Annotated in this window: 21 protein-coding genes, 1 pseudogene and 1 riboswitch; of the genes and pseudogenes, 12 read left to right on the forward strand and 10 right to left on the reverse strand. The window is 68.1% G+C overall.

Annotated elements, in window-relative coordinates; genetic code table 11:
* The first annotated feature begins 14 nt into the window (after window positions 1–14).
* The 5 genes from BKN37_RS07225 to BKN37_RS07245 are packed head-to-tail and all read left to right on the forward strand — an operon-like array spanning window position 15 to window position 4,682.
* Window positions 15–1,082 (forward strand): MCE family protein, encoded by a 1,068-nt coding sequence (locus tag BKN37_RS07225; RefSeq protein ID WP_071023844.1) that lies wholly within the window; start codon window positions 15–17, stop codon window positions 1,080–1,082.
* Window positions 1,079–2,362, forward strand: coding sequence for an MlaD family protein (locus tag BKN37_RS07230; RefSeq protein ID WP_071023846.1), 1,284 nt, complete (start codon window positions 1,079–1,081; stop codon window positions 2,360–2,362). Before BKN37_RS07225 ends, BKN37_RS07230 begins: the two co-directional genes overlap by 4 nt.
* A 19-nt stretch (window positions 2,363–2,381) precedes the next feature.
* Entirely contained in the window at window positions 2,382–3,089 is a 708-nt protein-coding gene (locus BKN37_RS07235; RefSeq protein ID WP_083341634.1) for a hypothetical protein, read from the forward strand.
* Window positions 3,090–3,105: 16 nt separating this feature from the next.
* Window positions 3,106–3,876 carry a hypothetical protein gene (locus BKN37_RS07240; protein WP_071023849.1) on the forward strand — a complete coding sequence of 257 codons (771 nt, stop codon included), beginning with the start codon at window positions 3,106–3,108 and terminating at the stop codon, window positions 3,874–3,876.
* Window positions 3,873–4,682, forward strand: a complete 810-nt coding sequence (locus tag BKN37_RS07245; protein WP_071023851.1) for a DUF3298 domain-containing protein — start codon at window positions 3,873–3,875, stop codon at window positions 4,680–4,682. The genes BKN37_RS07240 and BKN37_RS07245 overlap by 4 nt, the downstream gene beginning before the upstream one ends.
* Before the next feature lie 11 nt (window positions 4,683–4,693).
* Here the strand turns inward: BKN37_RS07245 and BKN37_RS07250 are convergent, their stop codons facing one another.
* Complete coding sequence (locus BKN37_RS07250) at window positions 4,694–5,107, reverse strand: hypothetical protein (protein WP_083341635.1); 414 nt, start codon at window positions 5,105–5,107, stop codon at window positions 4,694–4,696.
* A 130-nt stretch (window positions 5,108–5,237) separates the two neighbouring features.
* On the opposite strand from BKN37_RS07250, the gene BKN37_RS07255 reads away from it, so the two are divergent.
* A complete protein-coding gene (locus BKN37_RS07255; RefSeq protein ID WP_071023853.1) occupies window positions 5,238–5,489 on the forward strand; it encodes a hypothetical protein in 252 nt (83 codons plus the stop codon).
* An 18-nt stretch (window positions 5,490–5,507) separates the two neighbouring features.
* Window positions 5,508–6,344, forward strand: a complete 837-nt coding sequence (locus BKN37_RS07260; RefSeq protein ID WP_071023856.1) for a class I SAM-dependent methyltransferase — start codon at window positions 5,508–5,510, stop codon at window positions 6,342–6,344.
* A 104-nt stretch (window positions 6,345–6,448) separates the two neighbouring features.
* Here the strand turns inward: BKN37_RS07260 and BKN37_RS07265 are convergent.
* A pseudogene (locus BKN37_RS07265) lies at window positions 6,449–6,683 on the reverse strand (hypothetical protein).
* A 231-nt stretch (window positions 6,684–6,914) separates the two neighbouring features.
* On the opposite strand from BKN37_RS07265, the gene BKN37_RS07270 reads away from it, so the two are divergent.
* Complete coding sequence (locus BKN37_RS07270) at window positions 6,915–7,283, forward strand: GNAT family N-acetyltransferase (RefSeq protein WP_242657132.1); 369 nt, start codon at window positions 6,915–6,917, stop codon at window positions 7,281–7,283.
* 57 nt (window positions 7,284–7,340) lie between these two features.
* Here the strand turns inward: BKN37_RS07270 and BKN37_RS07275 are convergent, their stop codons facing one another.
* Both BKN37_RS07275 and BKN37_RS07280 read right to left on the reverse strand, forming a co-directional pair.
* A complete protein-coding gene (locus BKN37_RS07275; protein ID WP_071023858.1) occupies window positions 7,341–7,610 on the reverse strand; it encodes a hypothetical protein in 270 nt (89 codons plus the stop codon).
* Between the two features lie 264 nt (window positions 7,611–7,874).
* Window positions 7,875–9,035: an alpha-hydroxy-acid oxidizing protein gene (locus BKN37_RS07280; RefSeq protein ID WP_071023861.1), complete on the reverse strand. Its 1,161-nt coding sequence runs from the start codon at window positions 9,033–9,035 to the stop codon at window positions 7,875–7,877.
* Between the two features lie 469 nt (window positions 9,036–9,504).
* Between BKN37_RS07280 and BKN37_RS27645 the strand changes: the two genes are divergently transcribed.
* Both BKN37_RS27645 and BKN37_RS07285 read left to right on the forward strand, forming a co-directional pair.
* Window positions 9,505–10,095, forward strand: a complete 591-nt coding sequence (locus BKN37_RS27645; protein ID WP_083341642.1) for an LGFP repeat-containing protein — start codon at window positions 9,505–9,507, stop codon at window positions 10,093–10,095.
* A 99-nt stretch (window positions 10,096–10,194) separates the two neighbouring features.
* The gene (locus BKN37_RS07285; RefSeq protein ID WP_083341636.1) at window positions 10,195–10,605 is read left to right on the forward strand and encodes an ankyrin repeat domain-containing protein; all 411 of its coding nucleotides are present in this window, start codon (window positions 10,195–10,197) and stop codon (window positions 10,603–10,605) included.
* Here the strand turns inward: BKN37_RS07285 and BKN37_RS07290 are convergent.
* On the reverse strand, window positions 10,548–11,093 hold the full coding sequence (locus BKN37_RS07290; protein WP_083341637.1) for a nitroreductase/quinone reductase family protein: 546 nt from the start codon (window positions 11,091–11,093) through the stop codon (window positions 10,548–10,550). The genes BKN37_RS07285 and BKN37_RS07290 overlap by 58 nt on opposite strands.
* 54 nt (window positions 11,094–11,147) lie before the next feature.
* On the reverse strand, window positions 11,148–11,996 hold the full coding sequence (locus tag BKN37_RS07295) for a bifunctional 5,10-methylenetetrahydrofolate dehydrogenase/5,10-methenyltetrahydrofolate cyclohydrolase (protein ID WP_071023865.1): 849 nt from the start codon (window positions 11,994–11,996) through the stop codon (window positions 11,148–11,150).
* A 40-nt stretch (window positions 11,997–12,036) separates the two neighbouring features.
* Window positions 12,037–12,119: riboswitch (ZMP/ZTP riboswitch) on the reverse strand.
* 103 nt (window positions 12,120–12,222) lie between these two features.
* On the opposite strand from BKN37_RS07295, the gene BKN37_RS07300 reads away from it, so the two are divergent.
* Window positions 12,223–13,068, forward strand: a complete 846-nt coding sequence (locus BKN37_RS07300; protein ID WP_071023867.1) for an endonuclease domain-containing protein — start codon at window positions 12,223–12,225, stop codon at window positions 13,066–13,068.
* 138 nt (window positions 13,069–13,206) lie between these two features.
* On the opposite strand, the gene BKN37_RS07305 is transcribed toward BKN37_RS07300, so the two are convergent.
* From BKN37_RS07305 to glnX, 3 genes are read right to left on the reverse strand one after another with little or no spacing between them, the layout of a single operon-like run.
* The gene (locus tag BKN37_RS07305; RefSeq protein ID WP_083341638.1) at window positions 13,207–15,561 is read right to left on the reverse strand and encodes a serine/threonine-protein kinase PknG; all 2,355 of its coding nucleotides are present in this window, start codon (window positions 15,559–15,561) and stop codon (window positions 13,207–13,209) included.
* Entirely contained in the window at window positions 15,561–16,529 is a 969-nt protein-coding gene (locus BKN37_RS07310) for a glutamate ABC transporter substrate-binding protein (protein WP_071023869.1), read from the reverse strand. The genes BKN37_RS07305 and BKN37_RS07310 overlap by 1 nt, the downstream gene beginning before the upstream one ends.
* Window positions 16,529–17,848, reverse strand: coding sequence for a protein kinase G-activating protein GlnX (gene glnX / locus BKN37_RS07315; RefSeq protein WP_071023872.1), 1,320 nt, complete (start codon window positions 17,846–17,848; stop codon window positions 16,529–16,531). The genes BKN37_RS07310 and glnX overlap by 1 nt, the downstream gene beginning before the upstream one ends.
* A gap of 159 nt (window positions 17,849–18,007) precedes the next feature.
* On the opposite strand from glnX, the gene BKN37_RS07320 reads away from it, so the two are divergent.
* Complete coding sequence (locus BKN37_RS07320; RefSeq protein WP_071023875.1) at window positions 18,008–18,619, forward strand: NUDIX hydrolase; 612 nt, start codon at window positions 18,008–18,010, stop codon at window positions 18,617–18,619.
* Here BKN37_RS07320 and BKN37_RS07325 read toward each other — a convergent pair.
* Window positions 18,603–18,836 (reverse strand): thiamine phosphate synthase (locus tag BKN37_RS07325; protein WP_207547215.1); only part of this gene is annotated, 234 nt, incomplete at its 5' end. The genes BKN37_RS07320 and BKN37_RS07325 overlap by 17 nt on opposite strands.

Here is an 18,836-nt window from a genome sequence, read left to right on the forward strand (position 1 = left end):
GTGCGCGCGCTGTCGTGGCCGCGGGCTTGGCCGTGCTGTTGGCCGGTTGTGCCGTCGGCCTGGACTCCATGCCGATGCCGTCCCCCGGAGCCAGCGGCAAAACATACGCGCTGACCGCCATTTTCTCCGATGCGCTGAATCTGCCGGCCCAGGCGCACGTGAAGCTGCTGGGTGCCGATATCGGCGAAGTTGACGCCATCCGGGCGCACGATTTCACGGCGCAGGTCGACATGCGGATCCGCTCCGATGTCCCGCTGCGGGTCGGCAGCACCGCCGAACTGCGGTCGGCCACCCTGATCGGTGACGTTTTCGTGTCGATCAAACCCAGTGCGGACGCGAAAGCGCCGCTGCTGCGCAACGGCGACACCATCCCGCTGAAATCCACCGCCGCCGCGCCGACCGTGGAAGATGTGCTCAACTCGATGGCGATGCTGGTCAACGGTGGCACGATTCGCTACCTGGTCAATTCGATCAACGGCGCCGGCCAGGCGATGGGCGGCCGCGGCGAAAAGGTCGGTCTGCTGCTGGACCAGAGCACAACGTTGCTGTCGAAGATGAACGCGCGGTCGGATCAGCTGGATAGCGCGTTGCGGCGCACCTCCGAACTCTCGGCTTCCATGGCGGCACGCTCGAACACCCTCAGCCAATCCCTCGAAGCCGGTGCGCCGGCACTGGCCGTCATCGCCGACAACACCGACCGGATCGCGAATCTTGCCGATTCGACCGCCCGGATCACCCGGCAGTTGTCCCGGTTCCCGTCCATACAGGGCACCGACACCCGCAGCACCGTCGCCGATCTCAACCACTTGGCCGAGACGTTCAACGACATCGCCGTCGACCCCAACCTGTCGCTGTACTCGCTCAACCGGCTGCTCGGGGTCTTGCTGAAGGCGTTCGACGCGACCTCGGTGCATGTCGAGGTCACCCTCGATCAACTCGCGCTGGCCGCGTGGCCCGATATCAACTACCCCGGCGATCCAGGATTCCACCCGTCGGATGGAACCGACTGGCATCAGCTGGTCGAGAGCCTTCGCTACGAATGGAACCTGTTGCTGGCCAAGATCTACGGGGAGCAGCGATGACCGCCGCCATCAACCCGGTGGAGCGGGCGGCCCGGCTGATCGTCGACGTGATCAAGGCGGTGGCCCAGCGCCGCATCCTGGTGTCCTGCATCGGACTGGCGATCGCCCTGGTGATGGTGGCCGCCTACGTCGCGATCACCGACCTGCGGATCAACCCGCTGCGCAGGACGATCGCGGTGCGGGTGCTGCTGCCGGAGTCGGGCGGGCTGCTGGTCAACCAGGACGTGACCCTGCGCGGCATACCGATCGGCCGCATCACCGCGATCAACCTCAGCCCAGACGACCACGGCGGAGTGGAGGCGGTAGCCACCATCAACGCCGACGTGCGGATCCCGCGGGATACCCCGGTGCGGGTATCGGGCCTGTCGGCGGCCGGTGAGCAATATATGGACTTCCGGCCGGAGCACGGTGGTGGGCCGTATTTGACCAACGGGTCGGTGATCGGCGGAAAACAAGCCAGCATCCCGGTGTCGTTGGGGAAGATCATCGACGACAGCCGCGGCGCGCTGGCTCAATTGGACACCGAGAAGGTGACCGCTCTGCTGCGCGAGCTCCGGGTCGGACGTGAAGGTCCGCAGAAGCTGGCGGGGCTTCTTGACGGCGCGATCTTTTTGTCGTCCACACTCGACGGTGTGCTGCCGCAGACCGTCAGCCTGCTGCGGACCACTCAGGTGGTGTTCACCACTTTCGCCGAGGTCAACTCGGGTCTGGGGCGCACCGCGGTCGACCTGCAAAACGTCTTGGGTGGGGTGAACAAGATGGACGGTGGGTTCCGCACCCTCGTCGACAACGGCAGCGGTCAGCTGGGCGCTGTCGACAACCTGCTCAACGACAACCGGGAGAATATCGTTGCCCTGCTGGGGAACCTGACGACGGTCTCGCAGCTGCTGTATATGCGGATACCGGCGCTGCAGAACCTGTGGCGCCCCGACCATGAGTCGTTCCTCGACCACTTCTCCACCATCTTCCGGGAGAACGCGCTGTGGGGGATCGGGGACCTCTACCCGAAGTACCGCTGCGATTACAGCAATGTGACCCGCCGGCCACCTACCCAGGCGGATTCCCCGGAGCCGTACCGGTACACCTACTGCAACAATCCCGACCCGTCGGTGCTGATCCGCGGGGCGCGCAACGCACCCCGGCCGCCCGGTGACGACACCGCCGGCCCGCCACCGGGATTCGACCCGAACGCGGTGACCGATCCCGCGCCGGTGTATCCGCCGTACACGCTGCCGCTCCCCTATGGGGGCCCCCAACTGCCGGCCTGGGTACCGAACTAAAGCGAACCTGGAGAGTCCTGTGTCCAAGCAAACCCCGACCAAAGACGTCTTTGACCGGCTCGCCGACCCCGACGATCCGGATACCGTGCAACCTACTTCGGCCAAAACGACGGCCGTGCAGTGCGAATCGGATGAGGAGACCGTTGCCGTCGAACCCGAGATCGACGTGGCGGGTGTCCCCACGGGCGACGCGGACGCCCCGATCACCCAGGACGCCGCCGGGGCCGGCGCGCCCGCTGGCGACCGGCGGGTGCGGCGTCGGGTGGTCGCCGTGCTGGTCGGTGTGGTTCTGGTTGCGGCGCTGGGGTTGTCGGCGTTTTTGGGATGGCGGCTGATCCAAGTCGATCAGACCGCCGCCGCCGGCCGCGCGGCGCTGGAGGCAGCGAAGAAGTACGCGGTGACCTTGACGACTCTCGACGCCAAAGACATCGACAAGAACTACTCGGAGGCGGTCGCCGGTGCGACCGGGCAGTTCAGGGATGAGTACAGCGCCGGGGCCGCACAGTTGCGGCAGATCCTGATCGACAACAAGGCGACGGGCAAGGGAGTGGTCCTCGATGCGGCGATTAAATCCGCGACCAAGACCCGGGTGGAGGTCCTGCTGTTCGTCGACCAGTCGGTCGAGAACGCGGTGCTGTCCGCGCCCCGGATCGACCGCAACCGGGTGCAGATGACCATGGAGCTGGTCGACAATCATTGGCTGGCTGGCAAGGTCGAAATCATCTAGGGGCACAGTGGTGAGTATGAAAACTGCGAGCGATACCGCGCCGGCCGACAACGACGATGTGGTCGAGGAAGTCTCGGACAACGCGGTCGGTGTGACCGAGGTGTCCGTCGTCGACATCGACACCGATGAGGACCCGACCGACCCGGAAACCGCGAGCCACAAGACACGGTGGTGGCGGCGGGCCCTACCGCGGCGTGGCGCACCGGGGTCACGCCGGTGGATCAGGGCAGCGACCCGCGGGACTGTCGTCGTGGTGTTCGTGGCGGCACTGGCCGGGGCGGGCTACGAAGGCTGGCTGCTGTTTCAGCAACATCGCAAACAGGCCGCCGCGTATCAAGCACTCGATGCCGCGCAGCAGTTTGCCACCAACTTCACCAACGCCGACCCCAACACCATCGACCAGGCGATCAGTGCCATCACCGAGGGGACCACCGGTGAGTTCAAGGACCGCTACGTCCGAAGTATCTCGCAGCTGCGCGCAATGTTGATCGAGAACAAGGTGACCACGCGCGGCACCGTCGTGCGCTCGGCGATCGAGTCCGCGACAAGCAACAGGGTGCAGGTGCTGTTGTTCGTCAAGGAATCGTTCACCAGCGCGGCCGTGCCCGAGGCGCCGCCTGGGCCACCGGCCCAGCCGCCCGGGGCGCCGCCGGGGCCACTCGGGTCGCCCGCGCCACCCGGGTCACCGGCCGAGACGCCCACCGAGGTGGTCGGCATGGAGGTCACCGTGGAGAAAGTGGACGGCCGATGGCTGGTCAGCAAAGTCGTACCCGGGGACAAACTATGAGGGCCAGCGCGCTGGCGGCGGCCTTGGGCTTGGTCAGCACGCTGGTGGCGACCGCGCCGGTCGCCAACGCCGCCGCCGAGCAGTTCTGCGCCGAGCTGGGCGCCAATTGGGACGGGGCGCGTTGCACGACCCTGGTCGTCTCGCAGCGCAAGGCGGAGCGGTTCATCTCCTTCGACCTGCCCGAGTCGATGCTGGACAACCCCACCTCCGGGCCGGTGGTGCGCAACTTCTACCACATGTTGATGGACGGCTGGCGCCACAGCGGCGCCGAGACGCCGCGCGACAGCAGCGCCACCGCCGACTACCAGCTGTTCTCCGGTCCGGGCGCGGTGCAGTCGCTGATCGTGCACGAGGACTTCGAGCCGTTCGGCATCCAGCCCAACAACGCCTACCGATCGTTCGTGTTCGACATGGGCCAGGGGCGCCGGCTCGCCCTGGCCGACCTGTTCAAACCGGGGGTGGATCCGATGACCGCGATCCCCCCGGCCGCCGCACCGATCCTACCGGCCGCGCTGGACGCTGCTGCGCCGCCGCACGCGCCGGGCACCTACCCGTTCACGGTGGAGCACTGGCAGCCCGGCCCGGACGGGCCCGGCTACACCGGCAGCTACCACGCCTTCGCGCTGACGCCGGACAACCTGATCTTGTATATGCCCGATGTGCCGATGCAGCGGGAAAACTCAGCGCCGCACACATCGCGTCCCGGTGACCCCTTGGTGTGGTCGATGGACGGCGGAACCGTCACCATCGAGGTCCCGTTGTCCGCGCTGGCCGGATCGCTGCGCCCGGAATACGGCGGGGGATAAGCGTTCTCAGCTCATCCGAAATGGTCTCCCCATATGCAGTAGCGGCGCGCCGCCAGCAAATGACTGCGTGCCGCACCTAGATCGGCCGCCAACCACAGCTCGTCGGGTCCCTGCTGCGCGTAGCGGCCGTCGTGGTTGAGTTTGGAGGCCAAGATGTCCGACCAGTTCCGCAGATCTACTGCCGGCTGGCTGGATAACTCATCGAGCGGGCGTTTGGCGTCGATGATCTGATTCCCCACGCCCGGCGGCGTAACTCCCTCCGGTTCAACCTGATCGAAGGAAGCCTCAAGTTGATCGCCCACCGGCATCATGGTGTCGCATTCCGGATCGTGTGCGGCGGCCAGCGGTGCGGTGGACAGCGATATCAGCGGTCCGGCGGCCACGAACGCCAGCCCTAAAACGATCCGCCTCGATTTGCCGATCACGCGGCAATTGTATGTGCCCAGGCGGCGACCGCGTCGGGCAATTGCTGTATCTATGGCTGCGTGCTTACCCTTGGCGCGCGGTACCCCTACGATTCCTGGTATTGGTAAGGACGGCCGTCAGGAGGGTCGCGTGGACGACGACAGCCTGGCGATCGTGGATGCCCAACGTTGGGGTTCGGCCAGCGTGGCGCGCTGGGCCGCAACCCACCACGGCCAGCTGGTCGTGGTGATGGTGCTCAACACCGTCGGCGTGACCTTCTGGCTTCCATTCGGTGCCGCGGTGTGGGCCTACCTGCGTGACCGACTCCCGGCGGGGTCGACTCTCCCGGCGTGCTTCGCCGCCGCATTTATCGCTCTCGCGATGCCACGCCGTGCTCAGTGACCTTAGGGGGATCCGACCATGTCAGAACCGTTGATCGGGAACGTGTCTGATACGGCCCGCTGGATGGCGTCCTACCGGGCTGCCGAAACCAGACGGCCCGATGCACTGTTTCACGATCCTTTCGCTGATCGCCTTGCCGGCGACCGCGGGCGCGCGATCGCCGCGACCGCACCGCGGTTGGCGCGCAACGGGTGGTGGTGGATCACCCGGACCAAACTGATAGACGACCTCGTCGCGGAGTCAGTAAAAAACGGTTGTGACCGTGTCCTGAACCTCGCAACCGGCTTCGACACACGCCCGTATCGCCTTGAGCTGCCCAACAGCCTCGACTGGATCGAAGCGGATCTCCCCCAACTCATCCAGGAGAAAAATCGGTTGCTGACCGGTGAAACAGCCCGCTGTCAGCTTTCCCGAGTCGCTGTCGATCTTGCCGATGCACCGAGTCGCACAGCATTCCTGGCAGACGCGACCAGCGGCGCCCGCAACACCGTGGTCATCACTGAAGGTCTTCTGCTCTATCTCAGCCAACAGCAGGCCGGAGCCCTCGCAGAGGACCTACACCGCAAGGAGATCGGTGGCTGGATCACCGATGTCATCGCGCCCGCGATCGTCCGCAGGATGATGCGACAGATGCCCAGCCTGGACAAAGCGCCCATGATGTTTGAGCCGACCGACGGAGTCGCGTTCTTCGAACAGCGCGGCTGGTCTGTGGGCACCGTCCAATCGATCCTCAAATACGCCCGACGCTGGAGGCGACTCCCCGCGGCGTTGCGCCCGGTGGCCTACCTTCCAGATCCCAACCCACGCAGGCTCTCACACGCGCCATGGTCTGGCGTTGTGCGTTTTCATCGCTGAGGCTACGCCGCAGGGCAGTAGTGTGTGCTGAGCCAACGGCAGGCGGCCTCGTTGAGGGCGGCGGCGGGTGAGAGGAAGTTGCACCGGAGCGCAGAGATAACCGATCAGTCGTGTTTCGCCTCGTAGCGCAGCAGAACCGTGCCACCCGGGAAGGTGCGGTTCTCCAACAGTCGCAGCGAGATCCATGACGGCAGTGTCGGGAAGAACGGGGTGCCGCCGCCCACGGCGGTTCCAGTACTGGTGCAGTTCTTCGCTCGGATCGGACCAGTCGATGTTGCCTTGTGCATCGGCGATGTACCCGTCCACCGACACGTTGAATCCATAGATGAGGTTGCCCATGCAGATCAGACTGCGCTGGAGGGCAAAACTCATCGCGACGCGAGATATTGTCAAATCGCTGCGTGTTCGACTGGAATTCCGTCGTTAAGTGGGTCCCGTCAAGCTTTTTGGTCCCGATAGCCATCCCACGGATTTTGGCTTCGGCTGACCCCAGGGCTATGGAAGTCTGTGAACGTGGATCTTCGGAATGTGGATATCCGCTGGCGGGCGCCGGTGACCGACGCTGAACTGGTGGCGCTCACCGAGTCGCACGGCGGACGGGCGGTTGCGGGTTGGTGGGATCAAGTTCGGCCGCACTCATTGGGATGGGTGACCGCTCGCGCCGACGGCATGCTCATCGGATTCGTCAATGTGGCCTGGGACGGTGGTGACCACGCCTTCCTCGTCGACACCAAAACCAGAGGCAACTGTCAGCGGCGCGGTATCGGCACTGCTGTCGTGAAACTGGCGGCGCAGCGGGCCAAAAGCGCCGGATGTGAGTGGCTGCACGTCGACTTCGGTGAGGAGCTTCGAGCGTTCTACTTCGATGCGTGTGGCTTCGTCAGCCCACCCGCTGCGGGGGTGATCAACCTGTATGCGCTGAGGATGGCACCTGGGTGACCCAGCACTGAGCGACGGGATCAACATTCCCACCGCGCGCCCGTTGGAGCGGCCCGGTCAGGCGGCGAAGACGGCGCGGACGACGGACTCGTCGCCGTCGATCTCGACGAGTCCGAGGGCACGGGCGTCGCTGAGGGTGAGGGCGCCGGCGGCGAGGCCGAGGATGTAGGCGGGGTCGGCGCGGACGGTGGCGTCGAGGGCGAGCCACTCCGGACGGAAGGAGTCGCCGTCGGGGCCGCGGACCATCAGCGGGGTGGACCAGCGGATCAGGCTCTCGATCGGCTGGCGCAGCTCGGCACCCCAGGCCGTGAGGGCGTACTCGACCACGCTGCCCTCACCGGCCAGCCGCCGTTCAAGCCGCTGGCGCGGCGACGGTGATCCATCGAAGGGAGCGCTACCAGCTCACCAACCCGCGTATCGTCCCACTCGATTTCTCGGATCTGCCTGCAGCCGTGCAAGCTATTCGCGCACCTGCGCGCAGCGCCCTACACGCCAGCCTTTCTCCCGTCTGAGGTCGATGAGCCGACTACGAAGCGCGAGCGTGCTGCGGGCCAAGCCGGCGGTTGTTTGCGCAGATCGACCGGCGTTGTGTTACTCGATGCGCCGCAATGCCTCGGGGGCGAGGTCGCTTATGTTGGGGTACCCGTCGACGGCCATGATCAGGTCGGCCTCGGCCAGCAGCGAGCGCAGCACGTGCACGACGCCGTCGACCCCGCCCAGCGCCAAACCGTAGGCGTACGGGCGGCCGACCCCCACCGCGGTGGCCCCCAGGGCCAGGGCCTTGATGATGTCGGCGCCGCTGCGCACGCCGGAGTCGAACAGCACCGGCAGCCCGTCGGCGGCCTCCACCACCGCGGGTAGGCAGTCCAGCGCGGGCAGGCCGCCGTTGGCCTGGCGGCCGCCGTGGGTGGAGCAGTAGATGCCGTCCACGCCGCCGTCCTTGGCGCGGCGCGCATCGTCGGGGTGACAGATGCCCTTGACGATCAGCGGCAGGTCGGTCAGCGACCGCAGCCACGGCAGGTCGTCCCAGGTCAGCGGGTTGCCGAAGGTTTGCACCCAGGCCAGCACCGCGGCCTGCGGGTTCTCCTCCGGCGGTTGGGTCAAGCCGGCGCGAAACACCGGGTCGGACGTGTAGTTGGCCAGGCAGTGCCCGCGCAGCGGGGGAGAGTACGCCGTCGCCAGGTCGCGGGGGCGCCAGCCCGGCGCCCAGCTGTCCAGGGTGACGACGATGGCCTTATATCCGGCGGCCTCCGCGCGGTGCACCAAACTGGCAGCCAACTCCCGGTCTTTCGGCACATACAGCTGGAAGAACCCCGGCGTATCATCCAATTCGGTCGCCACGGCCTCCAACGGATCGGCACTGAACGTGGACAGCATCATCGGCACCCCGGTGGCCGCCGCGGCGCGGGCGGTGGCCAGGTCGCCGTGGCCGTCCTGGGCGCAGATCCCGATGACCCCGATCGGCGCCAGGAACACCGGCGAAGGTAGCCGCATCCCGAACAACTCCACCGACAGGTCCCGGTCAGCGGCGCCGACGAACATCCGCGGCATCAGCCCCCACCGCTCGAACGCGGTGACGTTGGCCCGCTGGGTGCGTTCGTCGCCGGCGCCCCCGGCGACATACGACCACACCGACGGCGGCATCGCGGCCTGGGCCTTGGCTTCCAGATCCGCGTAGGCCATCGGCAGCGACGGGGTGACCCCGCCCAGGCCCTGCAGGTAGATCTCGAACTGGTAGTCCCCGAATGCCATGCCGCTTAGCGTGGCAGGAGGGGCACTCGTTCTTCCACGGCTTTTCGCCCGCCGTCGCAACGCTGGCCGGGATGCCAGCGTTGGTGGTGGCCGTCTAGGCCCTCCGCTGCCTAGTGGACGCCGAGCCCAGCCAGGTATCGAGTCGCCTCGATTGTCGAGAAAGAGAGCGACTCGGCGCCGACATTGTTATCGGCACCAAGAAGGAGGCGAAAACTTCTCCTATGCGTGCAGTGAATCTGGGTGGGTGATGTCGACATACTTAGCCCCTGAACCTGCCCGGGTCAGATGGTGCAGCGCGGGTCGAGACTCTGCGTCAGGTATCCACAGCTGATCGCGATCACCGCCGAGTCGATGGGGATGACGACGGCGGTCGGCAGGGCGGAGCCTGAGCAGGGGATGCGGTCCCGGAGGGGGAGACCTTATTGTGCGTGCCAGCCGAGGTGTTGGTGTCCGGATCGGCGCGGTGGCCATGGCCGGTGCGTTACCACTGGTGGCGGGGTGCGCGACCGACTCGGCTACGCGTGCGGGCGCACCGACCAGCGCGGGCAAGCGCGGTGGCGTCGCCCCGACTCCGTTGCGTCGCCCACCGAACGGCAGATCCGGTGCGCACGGCGGATCGGCCGGGCCGGCCTCCGGCGATGTATCCACCGCCGGCTCGGAGGGCACCGAAATCGCTACGCCGAACGGTGAGTTCAGCGTGCAGGGCGCGATCTTGCAGAAGTACGCAGCGGTCGGCGGGCCCAGCAGTCGGCTGGGATTGCCGACGTCGGGTGAACAACCCGGTCCGGGTGACGGTCAGTACAGCGTCTTCGAGGGCGGTGCCATCTATTGGTCGCCCCTGACTGGCGGCCACGTCATTTGGGGCGCCATTCGGGGCAGCTGGGATAGCCAGGGCGGGCCCGGCGGGCCACTCGGCTATCCGACGACCGACGAAATAGCCTTTCCGGACGGTTGGCAACAGTCGTTTCAGCATGGGGTGATCACCTACACCGACCGCCCGCATATTCAAAGAACGCGGCATGGTCACAGCTGGTCGCGTTCGGCCGCATGGTCGCGATAACCGGAAGACGTTGACTACGGGCGGTTTTAGCGGTGCCGTGGGGCGCGGCTGCGGGAGGTCTTGACGAACTTCCCGCCGCCGGGAAGCAGAGGAGACTCAATGATGGGAAATTCGTTACGTGCCTCGCGAGCACTTCTGAACACGAAGGTGCTCACGGGACTCCTCGAGAGCGGACGCCTGCACGTCGATTCGCTCGACGCTGATCACCGAACCCTCTTACATTGTGCGGTGGACCTGGTCGCCGAAGAGGCCGCCGCCGTCCTGGTGGAGGCCGGCGCCGATGTCAACCGGCGCGACCGGTGGGGCAACACGCCGCTGTGGCGCGCGGTCTATCACCTCCCGCGCACCGACGCCATCGCCGCGCTACTGCTCGACCACGGCGCCGACCCGACAGCGAAGAACAATCACGACATCAGCCCCCTCGATTTGGCCCGCCGTATGGCCGCGAGTGGTCATGACGGGGTCTCCTTCAGCTGGATGGCCACCGGGATGCCGGTGTCAAACCAATAACGGTGCAGTTCCTGGATTTTCGTTCGGGTGGGCAGCCCGCGAAGGTGCAGCGCACACTCGGCATAGTCGGTCGCGTGCACGGCGTCGCAGATCGCTGCCCGCGCACGGGCCAGTTCGGCGGCATCGGTGATCTCGTACGCGACGCCGTCGAACATGCCGCCCGGGATCCGCAGCCGCACCCTCGGGTCGGCGCGGATGTTCCACACCCACGCGTGAACCGCGTCCGGCCGCGTCACCGCCACGTGCGGCGGCCGCAGCGCCACCAGATACGCCCGTCGGCCCTGGCGGATCACCCGGACGCACTTGCTGCGCAGCTTGCCGGTTTTGCGCCCGGTCGTGGTCAGCACACCGAATCCGGCAGGCGGCGACCACCGCAGCAGCGGCAGCATTAACCCGCTGAGCACGCGGGCGTCACGGCGCGTACGCAGCAGCCGTCGGTGCCTTCCGATTTCCGCGGCCGCGGCATCGCGTACTCGGTCGGACTCCATGAACCGATCCTGCACCGCCCCGCCCGAGATCGCGACCCCCGCACCGCAAGTCCATCACCGGGAAATCGCCGATTGGACGAGGAGTTGCTGCTGCGCAGCGTCCACCGTCTGCGCCAGCAGCACGGCGATGGTCATCGGACCCACCCCGCCGGGAACCGGGGTGATGAACGACGCCCGACGCGCTGCGCTGTCGAAGTCCACGTCACCGACGTTGCCAGGGTTATAACCCGCATCCACTACCACTGCGCCGGGTTTGAGTGCACCACCGTGGACCAGTCGTGGACGACCCACGGCCGCGACCACGAGGTCCGCTCCCGCCAGGTGCGCATCGAGGTCACGGGTGCGGGAATGGCAGACCGTCACCGTGGCGTCGCGCCCGAGCAGCAACGCCGCCATCGGCTTACCGAGGATGGGGCTGCGCCCCACCACCACCGCGTGCCGCCCCGCCAACTCGACGCCGTAGTGATCGAGCAGGCGGATGATCCCGCCCGGCGTACATGAGGCGAAGCCCGGCTGACCGAGCGCCATGGCCGCGAACGACGCCGAGGTCACCCCGTCCACGTCCTTGCGTGGGGCGACGGCGTCGAACGCCGCGCGTTCGTCGATGTGCGCGCCCATCGGGTGCTGGAGCAGGATGCCGTGGACGGCCGCGTCGTGGGAAAGGCCGGAGATCGTGTCCACCAACTCCGAGGTGCAGGTTTCGGCGGGCAACCCGACGTGGCGGGTGCCGAGCCCGAGCTGTTCGCAGCGCCGTCGTTTCATCCGCACATAGGTCACCGACGCGGGATCATCACCCACCAGAACGGTCGCCAGCGTCGGCCGCACACCCATTGCGGCGACCAGGGATTCGGCGCGAGAAGCGGTGTCGGAGTTGATCGTTGCGGCCAACTCGACACCGCGCATCACAGTAGTTTCGTTCGGCACGGGTCCTCCTGGGCTCGAATCGAGTTGCCCAGGCGCACGGCGAATCAGCTGTGGTCGCTCCCCGGTGGTGCTCCACCTTCCGCGCCAGTCACGACCACATCAAGCCTACGGCACTCCCAGAAGGGCTCGTTGGAGCCTGCTGGCGCCGGCTGCGCCTGTGGATAGCGGGAAACACCGCGCGGGCTAGCGTGCGATGGTTCGCGGTATGCGGCAGCCGTTCATCGGTAGTGAGGAACTGGCGTGCGGTGCGCTCAACCGCCACCAGTTGCGGACGCGCTACCGTGCCGTGTTTCCGAACGTGTACCTGCCCCAGCAAGTCCGGCCGTCGCTTGAGCAGCGCGCACTTGCGGCCTGGCTGTGGTCGGGACGGGAAGCGGTCATCGCCGGGATGGCGGCGGCCGCGTTGCATGGGGCCAAGTGGGTCGACGATGACCTTCCGGTGGAGTTGATATATCCCAACCCGCGCCCGCCTCCTGGTGTCGTGACCCGCCGAGAGCTGCTGCTCGAGGGCGAGACCCAGGTGTTGGCGGAGCGCACAATCACCACACCCGAGCGCACCGCCTTCGACCTTGGTCGGCGGGGGCCGATCCGTGCGGCGGTTGCCCGCCTGGATGCGCTTGCCCAGGCCACGGAACTGAATTTCGCTGATGTGGCGCTCATTGGCCACCGACATCCCCACACGCGGGGGCTGCGCCAACTAGAGCGCGTCCTTGACCTGGTCGACGCGGGTGCCCAGTCACCGAAAGAGACCTACCTGCGGCTCCTTCTGGTCGAAGCTGGCCTGCCGCGGCCGCAGACCCAGATCCGGGTGACGACGGAAGACGCGGTGTATTACCTGGACATGGGGTGGGAGGAATACCTGGTTGCGGTCGAGTACGACGGCGACCAACACCGGACCGACCGCTGGCAGTTCGTCAAAGACATTCGGCGACTGGAGACCCTGGAACGAATGGGGTGGATCGTCATCCGGGTGGTCGCCGAGGACCGCGCCGCTGACATTGTGCGACGGGTGTGGCGAGCGTTGGCAGCCCGCGGATTGACTGTGCGCTGAGGGCGTTGACTGTGCATCCAGGGCGGGCCAGGCCGTCCGTCGCCGCCCAGGTTGCACAGTCAACGCGCGCGCCCGCCCAGGTTGCACAGTCAACGCGCGCGCCCGCCCACGATGCACAGTGAACGCCCAACGGGCGACTCAGAACGTCGACATGGGCCGCACCGCGTTGGCCATATCCACCAGCGCGTAGCGGTGCGCCTGGGTGGGCGCCACCCGGGCCAGCCCGCGCAGCGCCGCCTCGACGCCCAGGCGCAGGCCGTGGTCGGTGAACGGGAAGCCCAGGATGTGGTTGGTGCTGGCCTCGTGATCCTGCAGCCAGTCCATCGCCGCGCCCAGCACCAGCGCCCGGATCTGCAGCACCCGCGGCTCGGTGTCCGGCAGCGCCTCCACCCGGCGGGCGGCGTTGCGGATGTCGTCCTCGGTGATCTCCCGGGTGGAACGCCCGGACAGCAGCGTCATCGCGCTGGTCAGCCGCGCGGTGGTGAAATGCCGTGAGGTGGGCGGGACTTTGTCCAGGGTCCGCACCGCCGCCGCCCGGTCGCCTTCCACCGACAGCGCCCGGGCCAGCCCGAACGCTGCGGAGATCACCCCGTCGTCGGTGCTCCACACGCTTTGGTAGAACTTGCGCTCGTCGGCGGTGCCGGCCAGCTCGGCGGTGGCCGCCAGCGCCATCTTGGGGGCCAGCTCCCCGGGAAACATGTCCAGCACCTCGGTGAAACGCTTGCTGGCCGAGTCGTAGTCACCGGTCAGCAGCTCGGCCACACCGCGGAACCACACCAGCCGCCACTGCCAGCCGACCCGCTCGGCCAAATCCTCGAGCTTTTGGGTGGCCTTGGTGACGTCGCCGAGGTCCAGCAGCGCGCGGACCTCCATCAACGGCAACTCGACGGATTCAGATAAGTCGATGCCCTCGGAGTCCAGCGCGCCGTGGCGCACCGCGCGCAGCGAATCCAGGGTCTGTACCGGCTCGGACAGCACCGTCGCCGACAGCACCGGCGCGGCGACGTCGGCCTTGTTGACCAGCGGCACCTGCAAGGCGGTGACGATCTCGCGGGCGGTCAGCTTCTCCGAGTGCACCTGCCCGTCCAGGTACACGTCGGTGTGCGCCACCAGCAGGTCCACCCCGAACGTGGAGCGCGACCGGGTGAAGATCGACGACAGCCCCGGCCGCGGCACCCCGCTGTCTTGGGCGACCACCTCGCGCAGCACGCCCATCAGCTGCCCGGACATCTCCTCGGCGGAGGCGAACCGCCGGCGCGGGTCGGGGTCGATGGCGCGGCGCAGCAACCGGCCGAACGAGTCGTAGGTCCGCAGCACCGGGTCGTCGTCGGGCAGCCCGTCGACGTAGCGGCCGTCGCGGGTGCGCAGGTTCACCGTCAACGCGGCCAGGGTGCGGCCCACCGTGTAGATGTCGGTGGCCACCGTCGGTCCGGTGCGCACGATCTCGGGTGCCTGATAGCCCGGGGTCCCGTACAGGTAGCCGAACGAGTTGATCCGCGACACCGCGCCCAGGTCGATCAGCTTGAGCTGCTCCTCGGTGAGCATGATGTTCTCCGGCTTGAGGTCGTTGTAGACCAGGCCGAGGGAATGCAGATAGCCCAGCGCGGGCAGGATTTCGAGCATGTAGGCGATGGCCTGCGCGACCGGCAGCTTTTTGCCCTTGGCCGGTTTGAGGGACTGCCCGCCGACGTACTCCATCACGATGTAGCCGACCGGATCCCCGTGCCGGTCCGGGTGCTGGACGAAGTTGAAGATCTTCACGATCGCCGGATGCGTCACCTCGGCGAGGAACTGCCGCTCGGCCATCGCGATCGCCTGCGCCTCGGCGTCCCCGGAATGCACCAGGCCTTTGAGCACCACCGGGCGGTCGTTGACGTTGCGGTCGATCGCCAGGTACACCCAGCCCAGACCACCGTGCGCCACGCAGCCCTTGATCTCGTACTGGCCGGCCACCATGTCGCCCGGTTTCAGCTGCGGCAAAAACGAATACGGGCTGCCGCAGTACGGGCACCAGCCTTCCGAGAGCGCCTTGCCCTCCGGGCCCGACCGCCCCACCGGCTTGCCGCAGTTCCAGCAGAACCGTTTGGACTCGGCGACCACCGGGTTGGTCATCACCGCGGCGAACGGGTCGATCTCGGGCACCCGCGGCATCTCCACCAGCCCGCCGCCCAGCCGGCGGATCGGGGCCACGGGGCGCAGCACCGGATGGGGTCGTTCCTGTGGTTGGGTGCCGACGTCCTCGTCCGACCCGCCGTCGGAGTCCGGATCGAACCGCGGGCGGAAGATCGCCTGGGTGGCCATCGGGCGCTGGGTTGCGGCGGAGTCGGCCAGCACGTCGGCCGGTTGGGTGCTGGGCCCGACGTCGTGCTCGGGGGCTGCGTCCGCGGGCTCGCTCACCGCGCGCGGCTCGTCGGCGTCGGGCGCCGCTGCGTCGTCGACCGGGCGCCGCTGCTCCTCATCGCTGCGCGCTGCGTCGTCGTCGCGGGGGCTCATCAGTCCACGTACTTCGGGGTCGGGGGCGGCGGTGCCGGACCTAGCACCGTTAACCACTTGCGGTACAGCGTGTTCCAGGTTCCGTCCCGGCGGATGCGGTCCAGTGTGCCGTTGACGAACCGGACCAGGCCGGTGTTGTCCAGGTTAATCCCGATGCCGTAGGGCTCCTGACCCATATTGGGCCCGACGATGTGCAGGTAGGGGTCTTGGGACACCAGGCCGGCCAGGATCGAGTCGTCGGTGCTGACCGCGTCCACCTCGCGCTGCTGCAGCGCCACCAGGCAATCCGCCCAGGTCACCACCGACACGATGATCGGGGCCGGGGAAATCTCGCGGATCCGGTGCAGCGAGGTGGTGCCCTTGGCGACGCACACCCGCTTGCCGGACAGGTCGGAGGCCTGCGCGATCGGCGAATCGCGCGGGGTCAGGATGCGCTGGTTGGCGGTCAGGTAGACCGTGGAGAAGTTCACCAGTTTGCGCCGCTCGCAGGTGATGCTCATGGTCTTGACGACGATGTCGACCTGGGACTTCTGCAGCGCGGTGATGCGTTCGGCCGACGACAGGATCCGGTACTCGACCTGCGACACCGTGCCGAAGATGTCGCGGGCCACCTCACCGGCGACATCGACGTCGAACCCGGTGATCTGGCCGGTGATCGGATCGCGGAAGCTGAACAGGTTGCTGCCGATATCCAGGCCGACGATCAGCCGGCCGCGGGCCCGGATGTTGGCCACCGCGGCGTCGGCCTCGGCCGGGGTGGCGAACGGGCGCAGGCTGGCCTCCCGGTCACAGTCGGGGGCGGGCTGCGGCGGTCGCGGCGGCTCCGGCGGCAGCTCCTGCATCCCGGCCGGGGTGGGCGGCGGCAGGGTCGCCGCCGACGACGTCGTCACATAGTCGGAGTGCCCGCACCCGGCCAGCACCAGCACCGCCGCGAGCGCGGCGCACAGCGGACCGGACAGCCTCCTCATCAGCGGTACTCGCTTAGCCGGGGCCACAGACCCAACGCGACCGCGATCGCCGCGCCCAGGCTGAGCGCCGCCCCGCCCACCGGGGCCACCGACAGCACCCGGCGGGCATTGAGGATGTCGTTGCGCAGCTGGTTGCGGCTCTGCTGCATCGCCTTGTCCAGCGCGGCCTCCAGCTGGTTGAAGGCCGGGGTGGAGTCGTCTTGGCCGGTGCCCAACGCCACCTGGGTGGCGGCCTGGTAGTTGCCGACCGTGATGTAGGAGTTGATCCGGTCGTTGGCCTGCCGCCACCGGGTCAGCAGCTGCTCGGCATCGTCCAGGTCGGCCTTGGCGACGGCGTCGCTGCGCGACATGTAGTCGGTGAGCTGCTGATGCATGGTGTCGATGCGCTGGTAGAAGGTCTGTTTGCGGGCGTCCTCGTCACCGCGGCGGATCAACGACAGGGTCTCGTCGGCGCGGGCCTGCTGCGCGGTGATCGCCAGGTTAGTGATGGTTTTGAGTGACTCGGCGGCGGTGTCCTTGGCGGTGCGGCTGCCGGCGGTGGAGATGACCAACACGGTACCCACCCAGATCACCATGATCAGGATCGCCAGCGCGCCCGCGATCAGGCCGGGGTTGATGCGCCGCCGGGTGGTCCGGGCCAGCCAGCGGTGCGCGAACGCGCCGAAGATCACCGTGGTCGCGACGATGATGATCACCGGGGCGGGCACCCGGGTCGACGCGGTGGTTTCGGTGTCCACCCGCGCCGACGTCGCCTCGTACAGCTTCTGCGCGTCGGGCAGGATGGTGCCCTGCATCAGCGCGGACGCCTCCGACAGGTACGACGACCCGACCGGATTACCGGCCCGGTTGTTGGTGCGGGCGATCTCGATCAGGCCGGTGTAGGTGGCCAGTTCGGCGTTGATCCGGCCCAGCAGCTGCACCAACGGTTCGTCGGTGAGCCCGCTGGACGCCCGGGTCACCGCGACCGCGGCGTCGATGACGGCCTGCTCGTAGCGTTGCCGCACGCTGCGCGGTTCGGCTTGGGCGATGAACGCGGTGGCCGCGGCGGCGTCGGCCACCGACAGCGTGGTGTACAGCCGCCCGGCGGCGTACGCCAGCGGCTCGGTGTGGTTGAGCACGGTGGTCAGCGCGGTCTGGCGGTGATCGATCGTCGTGGAGGTGGCGAACGCGCTCAGGCCGCCCAGCGTGGCCAGGATGAGCCCGATGGTCAGGATGCGTCCGGGGGTGGTGGTGATGAACCACCAGCGCGGGTGAGTGGACCCAGTCGGCGACGGCGACGCTTGCGGCTCGGTCGACGGATGCGCCAACTCCACGGTCACGGCGGTTCGGACCTCATCTTTCGGCTGGTCGTCGGACTGCGCTGCTCGTCCACCAACGGTATAAGCAAATTCTAAGAGCATGGGTGACGCGCGGCGCACAGGTTGTGGACGAGTGTTGCCCGCCGGGTCGGCTGACCCCGGCCCGCTTATTCTGAACGCGTGCACGGCGACGGCGACGGGTGGTCGATCTCCGATACCGGCGCCCGGTACTGGGGCCGGCACGGCGCCGCGGGTCTGCTGCTGCGGGCGCCCCGGCCCGACGGCACCCCCGCAGTGCTGCTGCAACACCGGGCGTGGTGGAGCCATCAGGGCGGCACCTGGGGCTTGCCGGGCGGCGCCCGGGACAGCCACGAGACCGCCGAGCAGACCGCGGTACGCGAAGCCCACGAGGAAGCCGGCCTGCCCGCCGAGCGGATCGCGGTGCGCGCCCAGCTGGTCACCGCCACCGCCAGCGGCACCGCCTGGACCTACACCACCGTCGTCGCCGACGCCGGCGAGCTACTCACGGTGGTGCCCAACCGGGAAAGCGCCGAGCTGCGCTGGGTGGCCGAGGACGAGGTGTCGGGCCTGCCGTTGCATCCCGGCTTCGCCGCCAGCTGGGACCGGCTGCGCGCCGGGGCGGCCACCATTCCGCTGGGCGACGGTGACCAGCGGCGCCGCGAGCTGCCCCGCACCGTGGAGATCGAAGCCGGGGTGTTCGTCTGGTGCACGGCCGGCGCGGCCGATCACCCGCCGTCGCGGCTGAGCGCCCAGCTCAGCGCGCTGCTGTAAGCGCCGCTTTCAGCTGTTCTGCTGCCGCCCGCGGATCGTCGGCGACGGTGATCGCGCGCACCACCACCACCCGGCGGGCACCCGCGTCGAGCACCTCCGGCAGCCGCTGCGCATCGATGCCGCCGATCGCAAACCACGGTTTGTCCCCGGGCAGCGCGGCGGCGGTGCGCCGCGGGTCCAGGCGGGGCGGGGGGGGGGGGGGGGGGGGGGGGGGGGG

Origin of the sequence: Mycobacterium talmoniae (genome assembly GCF_001854525.1) — a bacterium.
In the GTDB taxonomy this organism is placed as follows: domain Bacteria; phylum Actinomycetota; class Actinomycetes; order Mycobacteriales; family Mycobacteriaceae; genus Mycobacterium; species Mycobacterium talmoniae.